Source organism: uncultured Thiohalocapsa sp., from assembly GCF_913062725.1.
In the GTDB taxonomy this organism is placed as follows: Bacteria; Pseudomonadota; Gammaproteobacteria; order Chromatiales; family Chromatiaceae; genus Thiohalocapsa.
The window spans coordinates 40,659-61,677 of sequence record NZ_CAJXWY010000022.1 but is presented as its reverse complement, the minus strand read 5'-3'; the positions used below and the strand labels follow the sequence as shown (position 1 = coordinate 61,677).

Sequence of the window (21,019 nt, the reverse complement as noted above, 5' to 3'; positions counted from 1 at the left end):
TCGGGGTAGAGGGATTCGAACCCCCGACATCCTGCTCCCAAAGCAGGCGCGCTACCAGACTGCGCTATACCCCGGTGGTGGTACGCCTAGACATCGCAACAACCTTAAACGATGCAGCATAAAGCCCCTGCCCGGTTGCGTCAATCCTCTTTTCGCCAGTCGTGGCCACACGGCGGGCTCGCTGACGCCATACACTTGCGCAGTTGCAGCAGGGGTTGGATCATTCCGGAGGTTTGACCGGCAGAGATCGACCATGAGCGCAACTATCCTCGACGGTAAGGCCATCGCGGCGGACATCCGCACACAGGTCAAGGCACAAGTCGACGCACGGCTGAGCGCTGGACGGCGCCCCCCCGGACTCGCGGTGGTGCTGGTGGGCGAGCACCCAGCCTCCCAGGTCTATGTGCGCAACAAGCGTAAGGCCTGTGCCGAAGTAGGTTTTCACTCCGAGCTGCACGCACTGCCGGCGACCACCTCGCAGGCGCAGCTGCTGGCACTGGTGGACCGCCTCAACGCTGACGATGCCATCGACGGCATCCTCGTGCAGCTGCCACTGCCGGCGCAGATCGACGCCGAGGCCGTCATCGAGCGCATCCTGCCGACCAAAGACGTCGACGGCTTCCACCCCTACAACGTCGGCCGCCTGGTGCTGCGCATGCCCGTGCTGCGGCCCTGCACGCCCAAGGGCGTGATGACCCTGCTGGCGCGCACCGGGCAGCACTTGGAGGGCCTGGACGCGGTGGTGATCGGCCAGTCCAACATCGTCGGGCGCCCCATGGCCCTGGAGCTGCTGGCGGCACGCTGCACCATCACCGTCTGTCACAGCCGGACCAAGCAGCTCGCCGATAAGGCCCGCGCCGCGGACGTGCTGGTGGTGGCCATGGGCCGCTCGCGCTATGTGCCCGGCGATTGGATCAAGCCCGGCGCATTGGTGATCGACGTGGGCATGAACCGCGACGAGGCGGGCAAGCTCTGTGGCGATGTGGACTTTGCGTCAGCCGCCGAGCGCGCCGGGTGGATCACGCCGGTGCCCGGTGGCGTGGGGCCCATGACCATCGCCAGCCTGCTGGAGAATACGCTGGCGGCGGCGGAACTGCAGCTGTAGCGCAGGTGCAGGGCGGCGAGGCTACGACAGCAGCCGCCTGACGCCAGCGCCCCAGGGCCTTGGCCGGCGGTGCGCCGCCCGCCGTCGGCGCGGCGGGCCCACACATGCCCCGGCTCAACCGCGCCGCCAGCTGGTGCCGCCTGGGCCGTCCTCGAGCACGATGCCTGCGTCCTGCAGCTCGTCGCGGATACGATCCGCCTCGGCGAAGTCTTTGGCCCGGCGCGCGGCGCCGCGGCGGGCGATCAGATCCTCGATGGCCGCATCCGAGAGACCATCCATGCCGGCGCCGGCCTTCAGATAGGCCTCCGGGTCCTGCTCCAGCAGACCCAAGTCATGGCCCAACCGGCGCAGCTCCGCGGCCAGACCCGCGGCAGCGGCCTCGTCGTCGGCGCGCACCCGGTTGATTTCCCGCGCCAGGTCGAAGAGCACCGCCAGCGCCTCCGGGGTGTTGAAGTCATCGTTCATGGCGGCGTCGAAGCGCGCGCGGTAGGCCGTGCCATCGCTGGGCTCGACGCCAATCTCCGCCGCAGGCTCGGGCGCCGGCGGCAGGCCGCGCAGGGCCGTGTAAAGCCTGGTGAGCGCCGCCCGGGCGCCGTCGAGCTGGCTGTCGTCGTAATTGAGCGGACTGCGGTAATGACTGGCCAGAATGAAGTAGCGCACCGCCTCCGGCTGATAACGCTCCAGGATTTCGCGCACGGTGAAGAAGTTGCCCAACGATTTGGACATCTTCTCGTCGTTCACGCGCACGAAGCCGTTGTGCATCCAGACATTGACGAAGGGCTCGCCGGTGGCGCCCTCGCTCTGGGCGATCTCGTTCTCGTGGTGCGGGAACATGAGATCGGCGCCGCCGCCGTGGATGTCGAAGTGATTGCCCAGGCAGCCGGTGGACATGGCGGAGCACTCGATGTGCCAGCCCGGACGCCCCGGCCCCCAGGGCGATGCCCAGGCCGGCTCGCCGGGCTTGGCGGCCTTCCACAGGGCGAAGTCCAGGGGATCGCGCTTGGCCTCGCCCACCTCGACGCGGGCGCCGGCGCGCAGATCCTGGGGGTCTTTGCCCGAGAGCCGCCCGTAGCCGGGGAAGCTCGCCACGGCATAATAGACATCGCCGTTGCCGGCGACATAGGCATGACCCTTGTCGATCAGGCGCGCGATCATCGCGTGCATCTCGGCCATGTGCGCCGTCGCCCGCGGCTCCTGGTCCGGGCGCAGCACACCCAGGCGGTCGGCGTCTTCGTGCATGGCGGCGATGAAGCGCTCGGTGAGCGCGGCCACGGGCTCGGCGTTCTCCGCCGCGCGGCGGATGATCTTGTCGTCGACGTCCGTGATGTTGCGCACATAAGTAACGTCGTAGCCGAGACGGCGCAGATGCCGGTAGACGACATCGAAGACCACCAGCACCCGCGCGTGCCCGAGGTGGCAGAGATCGTAGACCGTCATGCCACAGACATACATGCGCACCCGGCCCGGCGTCAGCGGCTGGAACGGCGCTTTGCGGCGCGTGAGGCTGTTGTGGATCTCGAGCATGGGCTTACGGCCTCTGCCTGTTGTGAGCGGTTGCGACCGGCGCCGGGCGCGCCGCGCGGGCGCCGGCATGGGCGCCGTTGGCTCAAAATGTTAGCAAAGCGCATACCAGCCGAGAACCATTCCAGCGGGGTCGGGGTTTTGCCGGAGCGGCGAAACCCGTAGCATGCAGCTCAGCGTGCGGCATCCGCGCCCGCATCGATACCCGCAGGCCCCTTTCTCGCGTCCCCATCACACGGGCAAAACCCTCATCACAGGAGCAGTCAATGATCAAGCTGAGCACCAACCACGGCGATATCCTCATCGAGCTGGATTACGACAACGCCCCCATCACCGCGGCGAACTTCGAGCAATATGTGCGCGACGGCCACTATGACGGAACGCTGTTCCACCGCGTCATCGACGGATTCATGATCCAGGGCGGTGGCATGAACACAGATTTCGTGCAAAAACCGACGCGTGCCCCCATCGAGAACGAGGCCCGCAACGGCCTCAAGAACGTCGTCGGCAGCCTGGCCATGGCGCGCACCAATGATCCGCATTCGGCCTCGGCGCAGTTCTTTATCAACGTCTCCGATAACGCCTTCCTGGACTATCCGGGACAGGACGGCTGGGGCTACTGCGTGTTCGGTAAGGTGGCGGACGGCATGGACGTGGTCAACAGCATCAAGGGCGTCAAGACAGGCTCGCGTGGTGGCCATCAGGATGTGCCCGAGCAGGACGTGGTCATCCAGAAGGCGGAGGTGGTGGCGGACTGAGCCCTCCGGCGCACGTCCATCCCCGGCACCAGGGCCGCGGCGCGTGTGGACCATGCCGCCCGAGAGTGAGCCACGGGCGCGGCCGCAGCACCTGCCCCGCGCAAAGCGGCCGACGCCGCCGGCCGAGCAGCAGCTGTTCATCTCGGATTTGCACCTCGCCCCGGAGCGTGGGCAACTGACCGCCCTATTCCTGCACTGGCTGCAAGCACGCGCCGCCGGCGGCGGTGCGCTCTACATCCTGGGCGACCTCTTCGATGCCTGGATCGGCGATGATGATCCCACCTACCAGGACGTGGAAGCCGGCCTCGCCGCCCTGACCGCGGGCGGCACCCGCTGCGCCGTGATGCACGGCAACCGCGATTTTCTCATCGGGCGGCGTTTCGCCCGCCGCACCGGCTGCGAGCTCTTGCGGGAACCGGCCCGCATCACCGTCGCCGGCGAGCCCACCCTGCTCATGCACGGCGACCGCCTCTGTACCGATGATCGCGCCTATCAGCGCTTCCGCCGGCGCGTGCGCAATCCAGTGGTGCAATGGCTGTTTCGCCGCCAGCCGCTGGCCAAGCGCCGACACATCGCCGCCGCGTACCGCCAGCGCAGCGCGGCCGCCATGGCGGAGAAGACCGCCGCCATCATGGACGTGAACGCCGATGAAGTGCAGCGTGTCATGCGCCGACACGGCGTCAGACGGCTCATCCACGGACATACCCACCGCCCCGCAGACCATCAACTGCGCATCGCCGGCGCACCCGCTCACCGGCACGTCCTCGCGGACTGGTCCATCGATGGCGGTGAAGTCCTGGTGGCCGGCGACGATGGCCTGCGGCGGGAGCCCGTGCAACCCGCATAGCAGCGCCACGCGTGACATCATGCTGACGTCAGCCCACGCCCGGCTGAGACCGCTGCCTTGCCTGGCGACTGTTGCTGGCTCCGGACTGTTGCGCCCGGCGAGCCGAAGCCGGGACGCTCATGGGACCGATGGCGCCATCCACGCCGACCGAAGATGGTTCCACACCACTATTCCGCATCTCCGGGTGGACTGGCCGGGTCATTGGCACAGCGCTTCCAGGCGCTCCAGTTCCAACGCGTCGAAGCCCGCCGCGAGCCGCGCCTGCCGATTCAGCGGGCGGCGCACGCCGCCTGCCATGTGCTCGGTGAGCAGCCGGAAGTAGGTCTCGCGTGGTGCCAGGCCGCGCAGCCCGCACAGCCAACGGAACCAGTGGCTGCCGATGGCCACGTGCGCCACTTCCTCGCGCAGGATCACCCGCAGACAAGCGGCGGTCGCCGCGTCGCCGGCGCGCTCGAGCCGCGCAATCATGCCGGGGGTGACGTCGAGCCCGCGCGCCTCCAGCACCCGCGGCACCAGGGCCATGCGCGCCAGCACATCATGGCCGGTGGCCTCCGCCATCTGCCACAGGCCGTCGTGGGCGGGAAAGTCGCCATAGTCGTAGCCGAGGCCCCGCAGGCGCTCGCGCAACATGGTGAAATGGCGCGCCTCGTCATCCGCGACGCGGGCCCAGTCTGCGGCGAAGGCGGCCGGCATGTCAGGAAAGCGTTGAATCGCGTCCCAGGCGAGATTGATGGCATTGAACTCGATATGGGCGATGGCATGCACCAGGGCCGCCCGACCCGCGGGCTGATCCAGCCCGCGTCGCGGCAGTTGCCGCGGCGGCACCAGTGCGGGGCGCCGCGGCCGTCCGGGCTTGGCGGCGGGGGAGCGCACATCCCGGGCATCGCGCGCGAGCACGCCTGCGCGAATCGCCGCCGCCGCTTGTGCGCTCAGGCCGGCCTTGGTGGCCGGGTCCGCCTCGGCGAGGCAACGTGCCGCGGCGGCCAACAGGGCGCAGCCATTCACCGACAGCACTCCCAGCGATACGACCATCGCGCCGGGCCGACGGATGCGTTAACCTTCATCGGTAGTCCATCGATAACTAAAATATCATCGCCAGAGGCGGGAGGTTCTCACCATGAAACTGTGTCCCAAGTGCACCGCGTCGCCGCTGCCGTTCGTGATGATCGTCGTCATCGCCGGCGTCATCGGATTCATGACCTGGCTGATCCTGGGCCTGTCGGACTGGAGCACCTGGCCGCGCCTCGGCATCGCCGCGGCCGGCACCGCCGCCGTCGCCGCAACCCTGTGGCACTACGTCATCAGCTGCATGCGCCGCCACTGCCGCCATCGACAACACTTCGGCGGTGTGACCACCCCATCATAGCGGCCCGAAGACATCGTTACCCAAGAGCGACCGTAGGATCGCGGCACGTCGACACCCCTAACCCCGCGCCGGAGCATTGCTGGTGACCCGATCGCGCAGGTACACCGGCTGCGCATCGGCGGGATCCAGCAGGGCGCCGGCGGCATAGGCTGCGGCGGCGAGCACGGCGACATCCTGGGCTTCGCAGGGACGCTGCGCGTCCACGCGGGCGGGATCGGCGCCGCTGGCGGCACGCACCGCACCGGCCAGCACGTCGCCATAGGTGTCCCAGCCGCTACCCGCCGCCATCCAGGGCCCCGGGCCGCCCGGTGCCCGCACCGCCGCGGGGGCGCAGACCTGATCGTCCGCCACTGCCACCATGAGGCCTTGGGCATCGGCCGCGTAAGCCCCGGCGTAGACCTCGCCCATGCGGGCATCCAACGCGGCGAGCACACGCTGTGCGCCGGCATCGCGTCGGCAGCCCTGGGCCAGCGCCGCGAGGGTGGACACCGCGACGATGGGCTTCTCCGTTGCCAGTGCGGCGCCCTGCACCACGGCGGCGGCGATGCGCAGACCGGTGAACGAGCCCGGCCCACGGGCGAAGGCAAAGGCATCCAGGTCCGCGGCCCGTAATCCCGCCGTCCGCAGCAGATCTTCCATCATGCCAAGAATGCGCTCACCGTGGCGGCGCTGTGCCGGTGCGATGCGCTGGATCAGGCTGCCGGTGTCATACAATGCCGCCGAGCAGTGGGCAGCCGAGGTGTCGATGGCGAGCAGTCGCATGGGAGCGTCGTAACAGTGGGTGTTGGTGGGTTGCCCGGCGGCGACTCGCCCCCGTCGGCGTCATGGGCCGGCGGCATCGAAGAAGGCCGCCACGTCCGCCAGAGCCGTGGTGCGGTGAATGCTGGGCAGGCTGTCGAGGAACACCCGACCGTAACTGCGCGAGCGCAGCCGTGGGTCGCACAGCACCAGCACTCCCCGGTCGCCGCTGTCTCGAATCAGGCGTCCGGCCCCCTGCTTGAGGGCGATCACCGCCTTCGGCAATTGCAAGTCCCGGAACGGATTACCGCCGGCGCTGCGCAGGGCATCGATGCGCCCCTGCAGCAGCGGATCACCGGGGGATGCGAATGGCAGTCGGTCAATGATGACACAAGACAGGGCCTCGCCGCGCACGTCCACGCCTTCCCAGAAGCTGGAGGTGCCCAGGAGCACCGCATTGCCGTGGTGGCGAAAGCGCTGAATCAGCGCCGCCCGCGGCGCATCACCCTGCACCAGCAGCGGATAGGCAAGCCGGCCTGCGAAGGCGTTGGCGGCGGCACGCAGCGCACGATGACTGGTGAATAGACAAAACGCCCGCCCGCGGCTCGCCTCGATGACGGCGAGCGCGGTCTCGGCCACTATGCCATCGTAGTTCGCCGCCCCCGGCTCCGGCATGCCCGGCGGCATAAACAGCAGGGCCTGGCGCTGATAGTCGAAGGGGCTGTCCCAGCGGGCGGTTGCCGCAGCCTGTGCACCCACCTGCTCCGCGAAGTGTGCGAACGACTCGCCCACGGCGAGGGTCGCCGAGGTATACACCCAGGCGGTCTGCTGGCGGGATTGGTAGCCCTGGAGCACGGCGGCGACATCGAGGGGCGTCTGATGCAGGCGAAAGCCCTGCCCGCGCAGCTCGAACCAGCGCACCGAGCCATCGTCTTCACCGTCGCGCAGATCCTCCAGACGCCGTAACAGCCCATCCGCCCGCGTGCGGCACTGCTCCAAATCCTTGGCGCCGCGCTCCACTGCGGCGAGCGCCGAGCCCATCTCGGCGAGCAGATCCGCCAGCGCCTGCATGCCCTCGCGAACAGCATCATCCGCGGTGATCTCCCGCCAGGCGCCGCGACGATCGCCGCCACCGAATGCGAGCCGCAGGCGCGGCACCAGGTCTCCCAGGGCGGCGGCGAGCTCGCGCAGTTGCGGTGCATCCTCGGCCTCGTCGCGTTGCGCGGCTTTCAGATCCCGGGCGAGGTCCATCACCTGGCGGCTGCTGATGGAACTGCCAAAGAACTGGGCTGCGATGTCCGGCAGTTGATGGGCTTCGTCGACGATGACGGCGTCGGCGCCGGGCAGTACCTCGCCGAAGCCCTCCTCGCGCAGCACCATGTCGGCGCAGAGGAGATGATGGTTGATGACCACCAAATCCGCCTCCTGTGCCCGCCGCCGCGCCTCCACCAGATGGCAGCCCTGCCATTGCGGGCACTCCTGCCCGAGACAGTTATCCGCGGTGGACGTCACCGCGGGCCAGACCGCAGCGTCTTCAGGGATGGCCACCTCGGCGATATCGCCGTTGCGGGTCGCGCCGGCCCAGTCGCGCACGGCGCCGAGATCGCGCCGGGCCTCGGGTCGCAGGGCGCCCGGATCCGCAACGGCTCGCTGCAGGCGGTGACGACAGAGATAATTCGCCCGCCCCTTCAACAGCGCCACTTGTACCGGAATCCCAAGGACGCGGCGCAACGCGGGGATATCGCGATGGAAGAGCTGATCCTGCAGGTTACGGGTGCCGGTGGCGATGATGACCTTGCGACCGCTCAACAGCGCCGGCACCAGGTACGCGTAGGTCTTGCCGGTGCCCGTGCCGGCCTCGCAGATGAGTTGTTCGCCGCCGTCGAGGGCAGCGGCGACACGCGCCCCCATGGCCTGCTGCTGCTCGCGCCAGGCGAAGCCGTCCAGGGCCCGGGACAGCACGCCGTCCGGACCCAGCGCCGCAACGGTTTGCTCCGCCGTATCCTCGGCCATGGACGCTGAAGGGGCGGCGATCAGCCCCCGGCCGCCCTGCGCTCGGCTTCCACGGCGCCCTCGATATCGCCGCTCTGGCGCTTGGTGGTGGCGATGATGTCCCAGTTGTTCTGCTTGAGGGCGACCTGATTGCCGGCGAGGGCGTTGGAGCGTGCGGCGAGATTGCTGGCTTGGGTGCCCTGGCCCTGCTCCAGGCGCACACGCGCCAGGCGGTTCCACAGGTAGGCTTGTTGGGGCTCGATGCGCAGCGCCCGCTCCAGCGTCGCCGCGGCACCCGCGTAGTCACCGGTTTGGCGCTGCTGCTCGGCGCGCCCGGCGAGTGCCTCCACCGCCGGCGCCATACCGCTCGGCGCCAACGCCGGGCGCCTTGCTGCAGTGGCGACGGTCTCGGGTGCGGGCGGCGCCGCAGGCGTCGGTGCGGTTGCCGCCGGCGGGCTCGTTGTCGTGCGCGGTGCCCCGCCGCCGGCCTGCGGCGGCGCCGAGGATGCGGGCGCAGTCGCAGGCGCCCCCGGCTGCGAGCCGCCGGGGGCTGCGTTCGCGGACTGCGGACCCTGTGCGGGCGGCGAGCCTGTGCGCGGCGTGTCGGCATCTGCACGGGAGTCGGCGGGCGAGCCAGCGGTGGACACACGCGGCTGCGGCGGACTCGCCGGTGTGGATTGGGGCGCCGCCACCACGGGCGTGCTCGCGGCGGCTTGCTGACCCGACTCGGTTTGGGTCTGGGGCTGGGAGTCGGGCACCGACTCGGGGGGCGTGTAGGCGTACACTCGCGTTGGCGCCGGCGCATCGGATGCGGTCTCGGGGGTTTCCTGCGACCCGCCATCATCCCGATCCGCGACCGCGGCGCGTCGGCTCGAATCGTAGATCGGTGCCGGCGGCTCGGTGCGCTGATTCATGGCGCAGCCCGTCATCAGCACCAGGGGCAAAAGCGCGAAAAGAGCAAACCTCTGGACTCTCGACATAGCTCAGTTTCCGTAGAAATCGCTGAGAAAAGGACTGACTTCGCGCTCCGGCGCCGCCTCTCTCGAGGCGGCACGCCGTGTCGCTTCGGCCGCCCGCGCCGCGGGCTCCCGGGCCACCACCGCATCCGCCGCACCAGGGCGATCACCATCGCTCGCCACCCGGCCGCCGCTGCCACCGCAGGCGCTGCCGGCGTAGCCGTCGATATAGGGCGCGGAGCGGCCGCAGGCGCCGGTGGTGACCACACCTTCCGGCGGCGTATCGTCCAGTGGCATGGTGTCGATACTGGCGACGATATCGCCCCAGAGACGCAGCGCACCGCTGCTGCCGCTGAGGCCCATGGGCGCATTGTCGTCGCGGCCCACCCAGGCCACCACCACCTTGTCGCCACTGAAACCGGCGAACCAGCTATCGCGCATGTCGTTCGTCGTGCCGGTCTTGCCGGCGACGGTGAGGTCATCCGGCAGGCGCTGCTTGAGCCAGGTGGCCGTCCCTTCGGTGACGACCCGACGCATGGCCCACTGCGTCAGGTAGGTCGCCTGTGCCGACACCACGGACTGCACGGCCAACGGATAGCGGTTCAGTGGCCGCCCGGACGCATCGAGAACCTCACGAATCGCCCGCAGCGGCGCCCGGAAGCCGCCGGCGGCGATGGTTTGATAAGCCTGTGCCACTTCCACCGGCGGCAGCGAGACCGAGCCCAGCAGCATCGCCGGCACCGTATCGATGTTGCGCACGGCGCCCAGATCTCTGAGCAGCCCGGCCACCCCATCCACACCCAGCGCCAGACCGAGATTGACCGTGGCGAGGTTGTAGGACTTCACCAGGCCGCGGTACAGCGGCAGGGTGCCATGGACCCTGTGGTCGTAGTTCTTCGGCTGCCACATGACGCCGGCGACACGCAGGCTCACCGGCTCGTCCGCAATGGGTGTCATGAGGGAATAGCGCTGCGGCTGCGACAACGCCTTCAGGTAGATCACCGGCTTGATCAGCGAGCCGATGGGCCGCACCGCGTCCAGCGCGCGATTGAAGCCGGCATACTCGGGGTCGCGTCCACCCACCACCGCGAGCACTTCGCCCTGGGCGACGGACGTCACCACGGCGGCGGTCTCGAGCGTGCCCTCCGGCAGCCGGCGCGAGCGGTCCAGCTGCGGCAGGCGCGTTTTCACGGCGGCCTCCACATGATCCTGGGTCAGGGGGTCCAGGGTGGTGAAGATACGCAGACCTTCCGAGCGCAGGTCTTCCTCGCGATAGTCCCGCTGCAGTTGCCGGCGCACCAGCTGGATGAAGGCGGGATACGCCCCGCTCGGGCGGGCGCCGCCGGCCACCAGCCCCAGCGGGGCCTGCTTGGCCTGCGCGGCGTCGGCCTTGGAGATGACCTGGTGGTGGGCCATCAGATCGATGACCAGATTGCGCCGCTCGATGACGCGCTCGGGATTGCGGCGCGGATTGAACTCCGACGGGCCCTTGAGAATAGCCACCAGCATCGCGGTCTGCGCGATATCCAGCTCATCGACGTCGCGGTTGAAATAGAACCGGCTGGCGAGACCAAAACCATGGATGGCGCGGCTGCCATCCTGCCCCAGGTAGACCTCGTTGGCGTAGGCGGTCAGGATCTCGTCCTTGTCGTAGCGCCAGTCCAGCAGCAGCGCCATGTAAGCCTCGTTCAGCTTGCGCTCCAGGGTGCGCGCCTGCGTAAGGTAGAAGTTCTTCACCAACTGCTGGGTGAGCGTGCTCGCCCCCTGCACGGTACGCCCCGCGCGCAGATTCTCGAAGGCTGCACGCAGGATGCCCTTGGGATCGACGCCATGGTGCTGATAGAACGTGCGGTCTTCGACGGCGAGCAGCGTCTTCACCAGACGCTTGGGCAGTTGCTCGCGCCGCAACAACACCCGATCCTCGTTGTGGGTGGGATAGATGCTCGCGATGAGCGCCGGGTCCAGCCGCACCAGCGCCAGCGGCGCCGCATCACGCCCGTCGGCGACGTCCTTCACCACACCGCCGCTCAGATCCACCCTGAGGTAGCGCTCCGGCTCATAGCCATCCCAGTAGCGAAAGGGCCGGGTACGGATGGCCGCCTGCTCGCCCGTGATGTGATAGCTGCCGGGGCGCGAAAGCTTTGGGTCCTGACGATAGCCGAGTCGGCTAAGCTCGCCCTCGAGCTCCGCCACCGACAGCGAACGCCCCGTGTAGAGCTCCAGCGGCCGGGCATAGACGCGCGCGGGCAGCGCCCAGCGCTTGCCCTCGAACTTGGCTCGCACCACCTTGTCGAGGTGGACGCCATAGAGACCGACGGCCAGCCCCACACCCAGCGCCACCAGCACCACCACACGCACCATGAGGCCGAGCAAGCCGATGCCCTGGCGCGGCAGGCGGCGTCGGCGCGATGGCCCTGGGTGAGAGCGTCTTTGCTGTCGCATGGCTGTCAGCGCTCGGAGCTGGGTCGGGGCTGCTGCGCGCTGGTGTAGCCGTTGGCGGATGCGGCCACACTTGGCACATCAGTGGCTTAAGCCACATTCCAGCGTGTAGATCTCAGCGGGGGAGTTTAACACGTTCCAGCGTGCCACCGGCCCCCACAACGCCTTCCGGCTATTGCTTGATGCCCACTCCCCGCTGCAGCAGGCGCAGGCTGAGCGCGCCGAGCACCGCGATGAAAACGGCGATGATGAGAAACGCCATGACCAGCGGAATATCCGTGGTCCCGAGCAGCCCGTAGCGGAAGGCATTGACCATGTACAGCACCGGATTCAGCAGCGACACCCATTGCCAGAACTCCGGCAGGAGCTCGATGGAGTAGAACACGCCACCGAGATAGGTCAGCGGCGCCAGCACAAAAGTGGGCACAATGGAGATGTCATCGAAGCTGTTGGCGAACACTGCATTGATGAAGCCGCCGAGGGCGAAGAGCACGGCCGTCAGCACGAACACCGAGAATGTGATGAGCCAGCTGTGCGGCGCCACGTCGGTGAAGAACATCGCCACCAGCATGACAACGATGCCAACGGTGACACCGCGCGCCACGCCGCCGGCCACATAGCCCGCCAGGATCACCCAGGGCGGCGCCGGCGACACCAGCAGCTCCTCCACGTAGCGCGAGAACTTGCTGGAATAAAACGATGAGACCACATTGCTGTAAGCGTTGGTGATGACCGCCATCAGCGCCAGGCCCGGCACGATGAAATCCATGTACGCGAAACCGTCCATGCTACCGATGCGATCGCCGATGAGCCGTCCAAAGACGACGAAGTACAGCATCGTCGTGATGGCCGAAGGCAGGATGGTCTGCACCCAGATGCGCGAGAAACGCAGCACCTCCTTTTGCAGCAGCGTCGAGAAGGTGACCCAGTAGCGATACCCACGCCGCAGGTCGGTGCCGGGATACGCGCTCATGCCGCCTGCGCCGGGGCGCTGCGGCCGCGGTCCACCATCTCCAGGAACAGCTGCTCGAGCCGGTTTTGCTTGTTGCGCATGCTCGCCACCTCGATGCCAGTCGCCCGCAGCGCCGCAAACAGCTCGTTTAAGGTCTGACCGCGATGCAGCTGCGCTTCCAGCGTGGTGGCATCCAGCCGTGCGACGTCGAACCCCGGCAGCGACGGCGCCACCGCCAGCGGCGCGCTCAGATTGAGCACGAAGGCTTCGGCATCCAGCTCCGCGAGCAACGCCTGGGTGTCGGCCACCGCTGCGATCCGTCCATGGTCGATCATGGCGATGCTGCGGCACAGACTCTCGGCTTCTTCCAGATAATGGGTGGTCAGGATGATGGTGGTCCCCTCGGCGTTGAGCTGGCGCAGGTAATCCCACATGGCCCGGCGGATCTCGATATCCACACCCGCCGTCGGCTCGTCCAGGATCAGGAGCTTCGGCCGGTGCACCAGGGCCCGGGCGATCATCAGTCGGCGCTTCATGCCGCCGGACAACAGCCGCATCTCCGAGCGCCGGCGCTCCCACAGATCGAGCTTGCGCAAATAAAATTCCGCCCGCTGCTTGGCCTCGCGCCTGGGGATGCCGAAGTAGCCCGCCTGGTTGATGACCACCTCGGCCACCGGCAGGAACAGATTGAAGTTGAACTCCTGCGGCACGACGCCGAGGCAGGCCTTCACCGCCTCGGGCTCGGTGTCGAGGTCGTGCCCGAACACCCGCACGCGACCGGAAGTCTTGTTGACCAGCGAGGTGACGACGCCGATGAGCGTGGATTTACCGGCGCCGTTGGGGCCCAGCAGCGCGAAAAAGTCCCCCTCCTCCACCGTCAGGTCCACCCCTTGCAGCGCTTCGAAGCCAGACTGGTAGACCTTGCGGAGTTGTTCAACGACGAGGGCGTGCATGAGACCAGGAGACTGATGGATTCGGCGCCCCAGACCCAAGGTGTTGGGCAGAGACAACTAGGCTGAGGCTTCGGCAAGGGGCGTTGGGACGTGGCGTCGGCGAGAACGCCGCCGCGATGCCACGATCGGCGCTGGGTACGCTAGCCGCAAGGAACGCGCATTGCAAGCATGCAGGGGGGCGACCACGCCCCGTCGCTATCGGCGGACGCGCGGCCCGCGGACGCAAGGGCGGACGCAGGGCCGGTGGTATCGCCGGGGGTGTAGACGACGCGGCCCGGCGAGCGACCGTGGCCTCAGCGCTCAACCACGGCGCAACGGCGAGCCCTTCAGGGCGGACGCGAGCAGTGGATCGCGACTCGCCGTCAGGTAGCCGATGGCCAGGCCACCGTAGAACAACGCCGAGCCCACCAGCAGCCCCGACAGCCCCCAAAGCCAGACGAGGGCAGCGGCGGAGACGCCGAGGCCGGCGCCGTAGCCCGTGAGCGACGCCGCAGTCGCCGGCGTGCGCAGCCGCATCAAAATCAGCGTGGCCGCAGCGGCGAAGATAAGCGCCTTGATGCCCACCATGGCATGCAGCAGGTTGGCGAGCGCCGCGTCCACAGCGGCGGGGGCCTGCAGCGTGGCGGCGCTGGCCAGGCCCAGGCCCGCCCCCAGAGCGACGGATGCCATCACCACCGCCGCACCAACGGCCCCCGGCATCGCCGCCGGCGCCGGCCCGGCTGGGTGCTCGCGCCGATGGACCACCTGCAGCCCGCGCCGCTGGTCGGTGTGCAACGGGGCCGGGGCAACGACGCCCGGCACCGCAGGGATTGCTTGCTCGTCTGCGCCCTGTCTCGCCATGCTGACCTCCGCTTCGGTGGCACTGCTCGTGCCTGGATTTCACCCATCGCTTCACAGCTTATACCCGTCGGCGCTCCCTATTCCAGGCAGACGACAAGGGCTTGGCTTGCCAACACCGATATACCAGGCGGATGTCAATGTCCGGCGCAGGCATCTGCGGGCTGGGTTGCAGCTGGCGGGGGACGCCGTGAATACATCCCTGTAGGCTTCACGACAGCATCCCTGCTGTCGAGACCCCCGCCAGCTGCAACCCAGCCCGCAGAAAGCGAAAACCGAGATGCGACGGGTATAACATGGCAAAAGTCCTGCGAATCGCGTAACGTGCACGATCGGCAACGGCGCCGTGCGATCGCCCCCAACGGCGGGCGCAAGCGTTGTCCGTCCACCCGGTCTTGGAGGATGCGCATGCCCGGGACGCGCAAGCGGTGCATCCGCGTCCCCGGCACTGACACGAGCGCTTTGCATGCTGTCCCGCTTGCCAACACCGTATTTGGCCCGAATCCTGAACCGGCTCGGCATGGCGCTGACCAAGGTCGACGCCTTGGCGCCAATTCCGGGCAGCTATTGGGGGCCGCCCGAAGCGGGCCTCATCGGTCATCGGCTCTATGTGCGCCACGACACGCCGCTGCACTCGGCGCTGCACGAGGCCTGCCACTATGTTTGCATGACCGACGAGCGCCGGCGCGGCCTTCACACGGACGCCGGCGGGGACGATGCGGAAGAAAGCGCGGTCTGCTACCTGCAGATCCGCATCGCCGACCAACTGCCGGGGGTGGGGGCCGAGCGCCTGTGCCGGGACATGGATGCCTGGGGCTACAGCTTTCGGCTCGGCTCCGCCTGGAATTGGTACCAACACGACGCCGACGATGCCCGCGCACTGCTCGTGCGCTGGGGGGTCCTGACGACTGACGGCAGCCCCACGTGGCGGTGCCGGCACTGAGCACTCCGCCCTATACTGTGGGCACTGTCACATCGCCGCGCTCGTTGGCGTGCTTCGTCCGGCAGCGGCGCGCATCGCATCCGCCGACAACATCCGCAATCCCGGGAGATCATTCGATGAATCCGCGTTGGAGTCTCTTCGCCACCGCCTGTCTCTTGCTGCCGGCACTCGCGCAGGCCGGCAACGGTGGCCCCGCCGCGGGCCAGGCCTCACCCCAGAGCATGCCCCCCGCCGGGTTACCGATACAGCCACCGCCCATGGCGCCGATGCCGGGGCTGCCGCCGTCCATGCGGGGGGCCGGACCCGAGCTCAGTGCCGGCGGCGGACCGATGCCCCCACCAATGCCCCCGGCGTACGATCCCGAGACGGGCCGCCTCGCCTTCGACTTCGCCGGCATCCGGCTGACGCAGAGCCGCGGCGACGATGCTTATCTGCTGGACATCGATCTGCGGGGACTGCCCGCCGCGCAGGTGCAGATCCGAGCCGTCGGCGGCGGCCTGCTGCTGGCGGTGCGGCGCAGCGCAGAGACCACCCGCGAAGAGACCTTCGCCGACGGCCGCGGCTACCGTCGCAGCTGGGGCTTCTCCACCGGCCAGCGTGTCAGGCGCCTGCCGGCGCCACCGGATGCTGACCTGCGCAACCTGCAGCGCACCGACGGCGACGACACCATCCGGATTCGCATGCCACGGCGGTCAGACCTCCCTGAGTACGGCCAGCCAACACCGCAGACACTGCCACCGGCGCCGCGGGAACAGCCGCAATGAGCGACGGCTTCGAGACCCCCCAGGCCGCCGAGGATGCCTACTACGATGCACTGGAGTCGCGCGACGCGACCCTGATGGCACGCGTCTGGGACGACTCGCCGGACATCGCCTGCGTGTTGCCCATGCAGCCGATCGTCCACGGTCTCCAGGTGCGCGGCCTGATGCGCGAGCTGCTGCACGGCGATATCCCCATCGACATCCGCGTCACCCACATCCACTGGGTGGCCTTCGGTGATGTGGCCATCCACTACCTCCAGGAGCACGACAATGGACCACAGGCACCACCGGACGCCCCCGGCATCTTCGCCACCAACGTCTTCCGCCGCGGCGACGCCGGCTGGACCATGATCCTGCACCAGAACTCACCACCACCGCCGCCGGACGAGCCACCGCCGCACCCCTGAACGTCGGCGTCGCCGCCCACAGGATCACCGAATGCCCACCGACACCGCACCCCGTGTGTATCTCGAGACCCTGGGCTGCCGCCTGAACGAGGCGGAGCTCGAGGGCTGGGCGCGGGACTTTCGCCGCCGCGGCTGCCGCATCACCGCAGGTGACGAGCCCGCCGACCTGCTGGTGGTCAATACCTGTGCCGTCACCGCCGAGGCCGTGCGCAAGTCCCGCAAGCTGCTGCGGCGCCTGAAGCGTGCTCATCCCGGCGCACGGCTGGTGGTGAGCGGCTGCGCGGCATCCCTCGCGGACACCGATCTCGGCGCCGGTGAGATCGATCTCGTCGTGGACAACGCCGACAAGGACCGCCTCGTGGCCATCGCCGCCGATGCCCTCGCCCTGGTGCCGGCGAGGCCCCCGGATGCCGATGCCGACGCCGCCGAAGCCCTGTTCGCCCGCGGGCGCCAGCGCGCCTTCATCAAGGTACAGGACGGCTGCCGCTACCAGTGCACCTTCTGCATCACCACCATCGCCCGCGGTGACGAGCGCAGCCGGCCCCCGGCGGAGATCATCCATGAGATCAATGCGGTGGCAGCCGCCGGCGTGCAGGAGATCGTCCTCACCGGCGTGCAGCTCGGCGGTTACGGACGCGGCGCCGCCAGCCCGGCGACGCCCGATCTTGCGGGACTCCTCGCCGCCGTGCTACGCGAGACAGACGTGCCGCGCATCCGGCTCGGCTCCGTCGAGCCCTGGGACCTGCCGGAGGCGTTCTGGCAGCGCTTCACCAACCCGCGGCTGATGCCGCACCTGCACCTGCCGCTGCAAAGCGGCGCCGATACGCTGCTGCGGCGCATGGCGCGGCGCTGCCGCACCGACGCGTACGCGCAGCTGGTGGCACAGGCCCGCGCCGCCATCGCGGATTTTCAGGTCAGCACCGATGTCATCGTCGGCTTCCCCGGCGAAACCGAGGCCGAATGGCAGCAGACCATGGCGTTCGTCGCCGCCACGGGCTTCAGCCATTTGCACATCTTTCCGTACTCGCCCCGCGCCGGCACCCGCGCCGCGGCGATGCCCGACCAGGTGCCCGAGCCGATCAAGCGCGAGCGCGCGCGGGCGCTGCACGACCTGGGCGCGGCGCTCAAGACGACGGCACTGCGCACGCAGGCGGGCCGCACGCTGCCGGTGCTGATCGAAGGCCAGAATCGCGATGAGATCGGCGCCTACGCCGCGGGCTTCACCCCCGGCTACCTGCCGGTGCGCCTGCGCCAGGCGCCCGCTGACAGCGTCGGGCGCATCGTCCCGGCGCGGCTGCTAGGCTGCAGCGATGATGCCCAAGCGCTGGAAGCGCGGCTGGACGACGGCACCGGCGGCGCCATGCACCGGGCGCCCGGCCACCACACCCGGGCGGCTCAGTAGCCGCTCTCCGTGGCCGCCGCCTGCTGCTCGTTCAGCGCATCGGCGATGTAGGCGAGCGCGAGACCGGTCTCGCGTGTCCAGCTCAGCTCCACATGCCAGCCGGCATCCGTCTCCCAGACGTGCACGGCCCTGCCTTCGCCGCGGCGGATGGCGATCTGCTTGCGCCCCGGCGTGCTCGCATCCTCGGGAAAGCTGCTGCGATCCTCGCCCTCGCCGTACTTCCTGCGCAGAATTTGGTACAAATCCTCGTAGTGCAGCCTCGAGGCGATGCGGTGATCCCTAAGCACCTTGTAGACGGCGCCTCGCCAGGCGAGCACATAAACGCGGTCATGGCCTTCGTAGTAGACCAGCGCCACCCGCTCGCCCTGATCCTGCCGCAGGGCGGGCGGCTGCTGCTGCGCAACGACATTGACGCTCCCACCCAGACAATAGCGATTGAAGACCAGCTTCAGGCAGGGCTGGGGGGCATTCGCGGCCGCTGGGGCCGCCGCCAACAGCAGCGCCAGGAGGGCGCAGCAAGCCGCAGCCGCAAGCGGCCATCGCCGCAGTACAGGGGGGTGCTGTGGGCTCATGAATGCCCCTCGAACAGCCGAAAGGCCAGAGAGGATACAGCATCGCTACGGGGCTTTTGCGTCTGTTCAGGCACGGGGCCGCGCGACGGCATGGATGCCGATGCCCGGTGACGTCGATGGGCCAAGGTCCAGGAGCGGGGCGCGAGGGTCTGGAGTCGCGATGACCAGACACAACTTGCCCACCCTGCCGCCGTGCCAACGCCGCGCCGCAGTTCTGGTATGTTCCCGTCCCACGGGCAGCCCGAACCATCACCCAACCGCCCATGAAGGCCATGATCCTCGCCGCCGGGCGCGGCAACCGCATGCGGCCACTGACGGACCATACGCCGAAGCCCCTGCTGGCGGCGGGCGGGCGCACGCTCATCGAGCACCAGATCATGAGGCTCGCGGCGGCGGGCTTCACCGATCTGGTCATCAACCACGCCCACTTGGGCGAGCAGATCGAGGCGCACCTGGCGGACGGCGGCAGGTACGGCGTGGCCATTCGCTATTCCGCCGAAGGACGGGCGCTCGGTCACGACGGGGCCCTCGAAACCGGCGGCGGCATCCGCCGGGCCCTGCCCCTGCTCACCGATGGCCTCGCCCCCTTCCTGGTCACCAACGGCGACATCTGGTGCGACTTCGACTACGCGCGGCTCGCGAACGCCGCCGCCCTCGCCGCGGGTGACCTCGCCACGCTGGTGCTGGTGGACAATCCCGGCCACAACGACGCGGGTGATTTCGCGCTATACGGCAGCCGCGTCTGTGCCGAAGGCGCAACTGTTGGCTCGAGGGGCGAGCCAACCGACGCCCCGAAGCGACTCACCTTCGCCGGCATCGGCGTCTACCATCCAGCACTCTTCGCCGACGCCGGGCCCGGGGCCTTCCCGCTGGCGCCCCTGTTGCGTCGCGCCGTCGCCGCCGGGCGTGTGGGGGGTCTTTATCACCGCGGGCGCTGGCTGGATGTGGGCACCCCGGAGCGGCTCGCCGAGCTCGACCGCATGCTCAGCTTGGCCACCGCCTGATCCCAAAGGTATGCCATGGGCCAGGACATCACCGACACCCGCTTCACCCCTGCGGACTTCGCGGAGTTCCAGGCCAGGCTCAATGCCGAAACGGAGCTGCTCGCCGCCTGGTTCAACGACGACTGCTTCGCCGAGACGCCGCGCGAGGGCGGCTTCGAGATGGAGGCCTGGCTGGTGGACCGCCGGCATACGGCGCCGGCGCCCGTCATCGAGCCGCTGCTCGCCGCCCTCGACGACCCGCTGGTCGTGCCGGAGCTGGCCCAGTTCAACCTGGAGCTGAACGGCACGCCGGTGCGGCTCACCGGTGATGCCCTGAGCAGCCTCGCCGCGGAGCTCACCAAGACCCTGCGCCGGGTGCGCGCGGGCGCCGCCGAGCTGGGCGCCAACGTGGTCACCTGTGGCATTCTGCCGACGCTGCGCGCCGAGCACCTGGTGATGGCCCGCATGACCCCCCGGGAGCGTTACCGGGCGCTCAACGAGCAGATTCTCCGTCTGCGCGAGGGCGCACCCATCTGGCTTGCGATCCATGGCGAGCAGCCGCTGACCTTCGAGCAGCAGGACGTCATGCTGGAGGCCGCCGCCACCTCGTTTCAGATCCACATCAAGATGAACGCCCGCGAGTCGGCGCGCATCTTCAACGCCTCCAAGATCCTGTCCGCACCGATGGTGGCCCTCGCCGCCAACTCGCCCTTCCTGTTCGGCCGCGAACTCTGGTGCGAGACCCGAATTCCGCTGTTCGAGCAATCCGTCTCCGTCGGCGGCAGCCCGCTGCGCGAGCGGGTGGGCTTCGGCATCAACTATGCCCAGCATTCCGTGCTCGAGGCCTTTCGCGCCAACGTGCGGCGCTACCCGGTGCTGTTGCCGCAGCTGATGGACACACCCCGCGAGCAGCTCGCGCATCTGCGCCTGCACAACGGCACCATCTGGCGCTGGAACCGGCCGCTCGTCGGCTTCGACGCGCACCCCGGCCGGGCGCCCGTGCCACACCTGCGCATGGAGCATCGCGTCGCCGCCGCGGGGCCGAGCGTCGCCGACAATGTCGCCAACGCCGCCTTCTACTTCGGCGCCGTGCATGCACTGGCCGCCGCCGCCGAGCCGCCGGAGCGGCGCATCTCGTTCCCGCAGGCCCGCAGCAATTTCTACCTGGCCGCCGAGTACGGGCTGGATGCGGCCTTTCCGTGGGACGAGGCGCAGCGGGTGAAGCTGCCTGAGATCATCCTTCAGCGGCTGCTGCCGCTGGCCCATGCCGGTCTGGCGGACTTGGGTATCGATGCCGCCGAGCGCGAGCACTGGCTCGGCATCGTCGCGCAGCGGGTGCGCACCAAGCGCACCGGCGCGCTGTGGCAGCGGGCCTGGGTGGCACGATACGGCCGCGACTGGGAAGGCCTGACGGAGGCCTACCTGGCGCATCAGGCCACCGAAAAGCCCGTCCACCAATGGACACTCGACTGAGGTCCCAACGCCCA

Annotated in this window: 20 protein-coding genes and 1 tRNA gene; 10 read left to right on the top strand and 11 right to left on the bottom strand. The window is 68.9% G+C overall.

Features of this window, described 5'->3' with window-relative positions:
- Positions 1–74: transfer RNA gene (locus QZ588_RS08200), tRNA-Pro, on the bottom strand.
- Positions 75–253: 179 nt separating this feature from the next.
- Here QZ588_RS08200 and folD point away from each other — a divergent pair.
- Positions 254–1,105 (top strand): bifunctional methylenetetrahydrofolate dehydrogenase/methenyltetrahydrofolate cyclohydrolase FolD, encoded by an 852-nt coding sequence (gene folD / locus QZ588_RS08195; RefSeq protein ID WP_295541613.1) that lies wholly within the window; start codon positions 254–256, stop codon positions 1,103–1,105.
- Positions 1,106–1,219: 114 nt separating this feature from the next.
- On the opposite strand, the gene cysS is transcribed toward folD, so the two are convergent.
- Positions 1,220–2,629, bottom strand: coding sequence for a cysteine--tRNA ligase (cysS, locus tag QZ588_RS08190; protein ID WP_295541611.1), 1,410 nt, complete (start codon positions 2,627–2,629; stop codon positions 1,220–1,222).
- A gap of 263 nt (positions 2,630–2,892) precedes the next feature.
- Between cysS and QZ588_RS08185 the strand changes: the two genes are divergently transcribed.
- A complete protein-coding gene (locus tag QZ588_RS08185) occupies positions 2,893–3,384 on the top strand; it encodes a peptidylprolyl isomerase (protein WP_295541609.1) in 492 nt (163 codons plus the stop codon).
- Positions 3,385–3,436: 52 nt separating this feature from the next.
- Positions 3,437–4,231, top strand: coding sequence for a UDP-2,3-diacylglucosamine diphosphatase (locus QZ588_RS08180; protein WP_295541608.1), 795 nt, complete (start codon positions 3,437–3,439; stop codon positions 4,229–4,231).
- Between the two features lie 198 nt (positions 4,232–4,429).
- Here the strand turns inward: QZ588_RS08180 and QZ588_RS08175 are convergent, their stop codons facing one another.
- Positions 4,430–5,236 (bottom strand): ferritin-like domain-containing protein, encoded by an 807-nt coding sequence (locus tag QZ588_RS08175; protein WP_366929545.1) that lies wholly within the window; start codon positions 5,234–5,236, stop codon positions 4,430–4,432.
- A gap of 112 nt (positions 5,237–5,348) precedes the next feature.
- Between QZ588_RS08175 and QZ588_RS08170 the strand changes: the two genes are divergently transcribed.
- Positions 5,349–5,597, top strand: coding sequence for a hypothetical protein (locus QZ588_RS08170; protein ID WP_295541604.1), 249 nt, complete (start codon positions 5,349–5,351; stop codon positions 5,595–5,597).
- Between the two features lie 57 nt (positions 5,598–5,654).
- On the opposite strand, the gene tsaB is transcribed toward QZ588_RS08170, so the two are convergent.
- From tsaB to QZ588_RS08135, 7 genes are all read right to left on the bottom strand, one after another.
- Positions 5,655–6,359: a tRNA (adenosine(37)-N6)-threonylcarbamoyltransferase complex dimerization subunit type 1 TsaB gene (tsaB, locus tag QZ588_RS08165; protein ID WP_295541602.1), complete on the bottom strand. Its 705-nt coding sequence runs from the start codon at positions 6,357–6,359 to the stop codon at positions 5,655–5,657.
- A 60-nt stretch (positions 6,360–6,419) separates the two neighbouring features.
- The gene (locus tag QZ588_RS08160) at positions 6,420–8,348 is read right to left on the bottom strand and encodes an ATP-dependent DNA helicase (protein ID WP_295541600.1); all 1,929 of its coding nucleotides are present in this window, start codon (positions 8,346–8,348) and stop codon (positions 6,420–6,422) included.
- Between the two features lie 20 nt (positions 8,349–8,368).
- On the bottom strand, positions 8,369–9,241 hold the full coding sequence (locus tag QZ588_RS08155) for a tetratricopeptide repeat protein (RefSeq protein ID WP_295541598.1): 873 nt from the start codon (positions 9,239–9,241) through the stop codon (positions 8,369–8,371).
- Between the two features lie 69 nt (positions 9,242–9,310).
- Positions 9,311–11,725: a penicillin-binding protein 1B gene (mrcB, locus tag QZ588_RS08150; protein ID WP_295541597.1), complete on the bottom strand. Its 2,415-nt coding sequence runs from the start codon at positions 11,723–11,725 to the stop codon at positions 9,311–9,313.
- A gap of 169 nt (positions 11,726–11,894) precedes the next feature.
- A complete protein-coding gene (locus tag QZ588_RS08145) occupies positions 11,895–12,695 on the bottom strand; it encodes an ABC transporter permease (protein ID WP_295541595.1) in 801 nt (266 codons plus the stop codon).
- Positions 12,692–13,627, bottom strand: a complete 936-nt coding sequence (locus tag QZ588_RS08140; RefSeq protein ID WP_295541593.1) for an ABC transporter ATP-binding protein — start codon at positions 13,625–13,627, stop codon at positions 12,692–12,694. The genes QZ588_RS08145 and QZ588_RS08140 overlap by 4 nt, the downstream gene beginning before the upstream one ends.
- Before the next feature lie 300 nt (positions 13,628–13,927).
- Positions 13,928–14,467 (bottom strand): hypothetical protein, encoded by a 540-nt coding sequence (locus tag QZ588_RS08135; RefSeq protein ID WP_295541591.1) that lies wholly within the window; start codon positions 14,465–14,467, stop codon positions 13,928–13,930.
- 517 nt (positions 14,468–14,984) lie between these two features.
- Here QZ588_RS08135 and QZ588_RS08130 point away from each other — a divergent pair.
- The 4 genes from QZ588_RS08130 (at position 14,985) to mtaB (ending at position 17,977) form a co-directional block, all read left to right on the top strand.
- Entirely contained in the window at positions 14,985–15,407 is a 423-nt protein-coding gene (locus QZ588_RS08130) for a hypothetical protein (RefSeq protein ID WP_295541618.1), read from the top strand.
- A 116-nt stretch (positions 15,408–15,523) separates the two neighbouring features.
- A complete protein-coding gene (locus QZ588_RS08125) occupies positions 15,524–16,171 on the top strand; it encodes an Hsp20/alpha crystallin family protein (RefSeq protein WP_295541588.1) in 648 nt (215 codons plus the stop codon).
- Positions 16,168–16,575 carry a nuclear transport factor 2 family protein gene (locus QZ588_RS08120; protein ID WP_295541587.1) on the top strand — a complete coding sequence of 136 codons (408 nt, stop codon included), beginning with the start codon at positions 16,168–16,170 and terminating at the stop codon, positions 16,573–16,575. Before QZ588_RS08125 ends, QZ588_RS08120 begins: the two co-directional genes overlap by 4 nt.
- A 31-nt stretch (positions 16,576–16,606) precedes the next feature.
- Positions 16,607–17,977, top strand: a complete 1,371-nt coding sequence (gene mtaB, locus QZ588_RS08115) for a tRNA (N(6)-L-threonylcarbamoyladenosine(37)-C(2))-methylthiotransferase MtaB (RefSeq protein WP_295541584.1) — start codon at positions 16,607–16,609, stop codon at positions 17,975–17,977.
- On the opposite strand, the gene QZ588_RS08110 is transcribed toward mtaB, so the two are convergent.
- Positions 17,971–18,549, bottom strand: coding sequence for a hypothetical protein (locus QZ588_RS08110; protein WP_295541582.1), 579 nt, complete (start codon positions 18,547–18,549; stop codon positions 17,971–17,973). The genes mtaB and QZ588_RS08110 overlap by 7 nt on opposite strands.
- Before the next feature lie 263 nt (positions 18,550–18,812).
- Between QZ588_RS08110 and murU the strand changes: the two genes are divergently transcribed.
- Together murU and QZ588_RS08100 are read left to right on the top strand one after the other, a co-directional pair.
- Entirely contained in the window at positions 18,813–19,553 is a 741-nt protein-coding gene (gene murU, locus QZ588_RS08105) for an N-acetylmuramate alpha-1-phosphate uridylyltransferase MurU (RefSeq protein ID WP_295541581.1), read from the top strand.
- A gap of 15 nt (positions 19,554–19,568) precedes the next feature.
- Positions 19,569–21,005 (top strand): glutamate-cysteine ligase family protein, encoded by a 1,437-nt coding sequence (locus QZ588_RS08100; protein WP_295541579.1) that lies wholly within the window; start codon positions 19,569–19,571, stop codon positions 21,003–21,005.
- Positions 21,006–21,019: the final 14 nt, after the last annotated feature.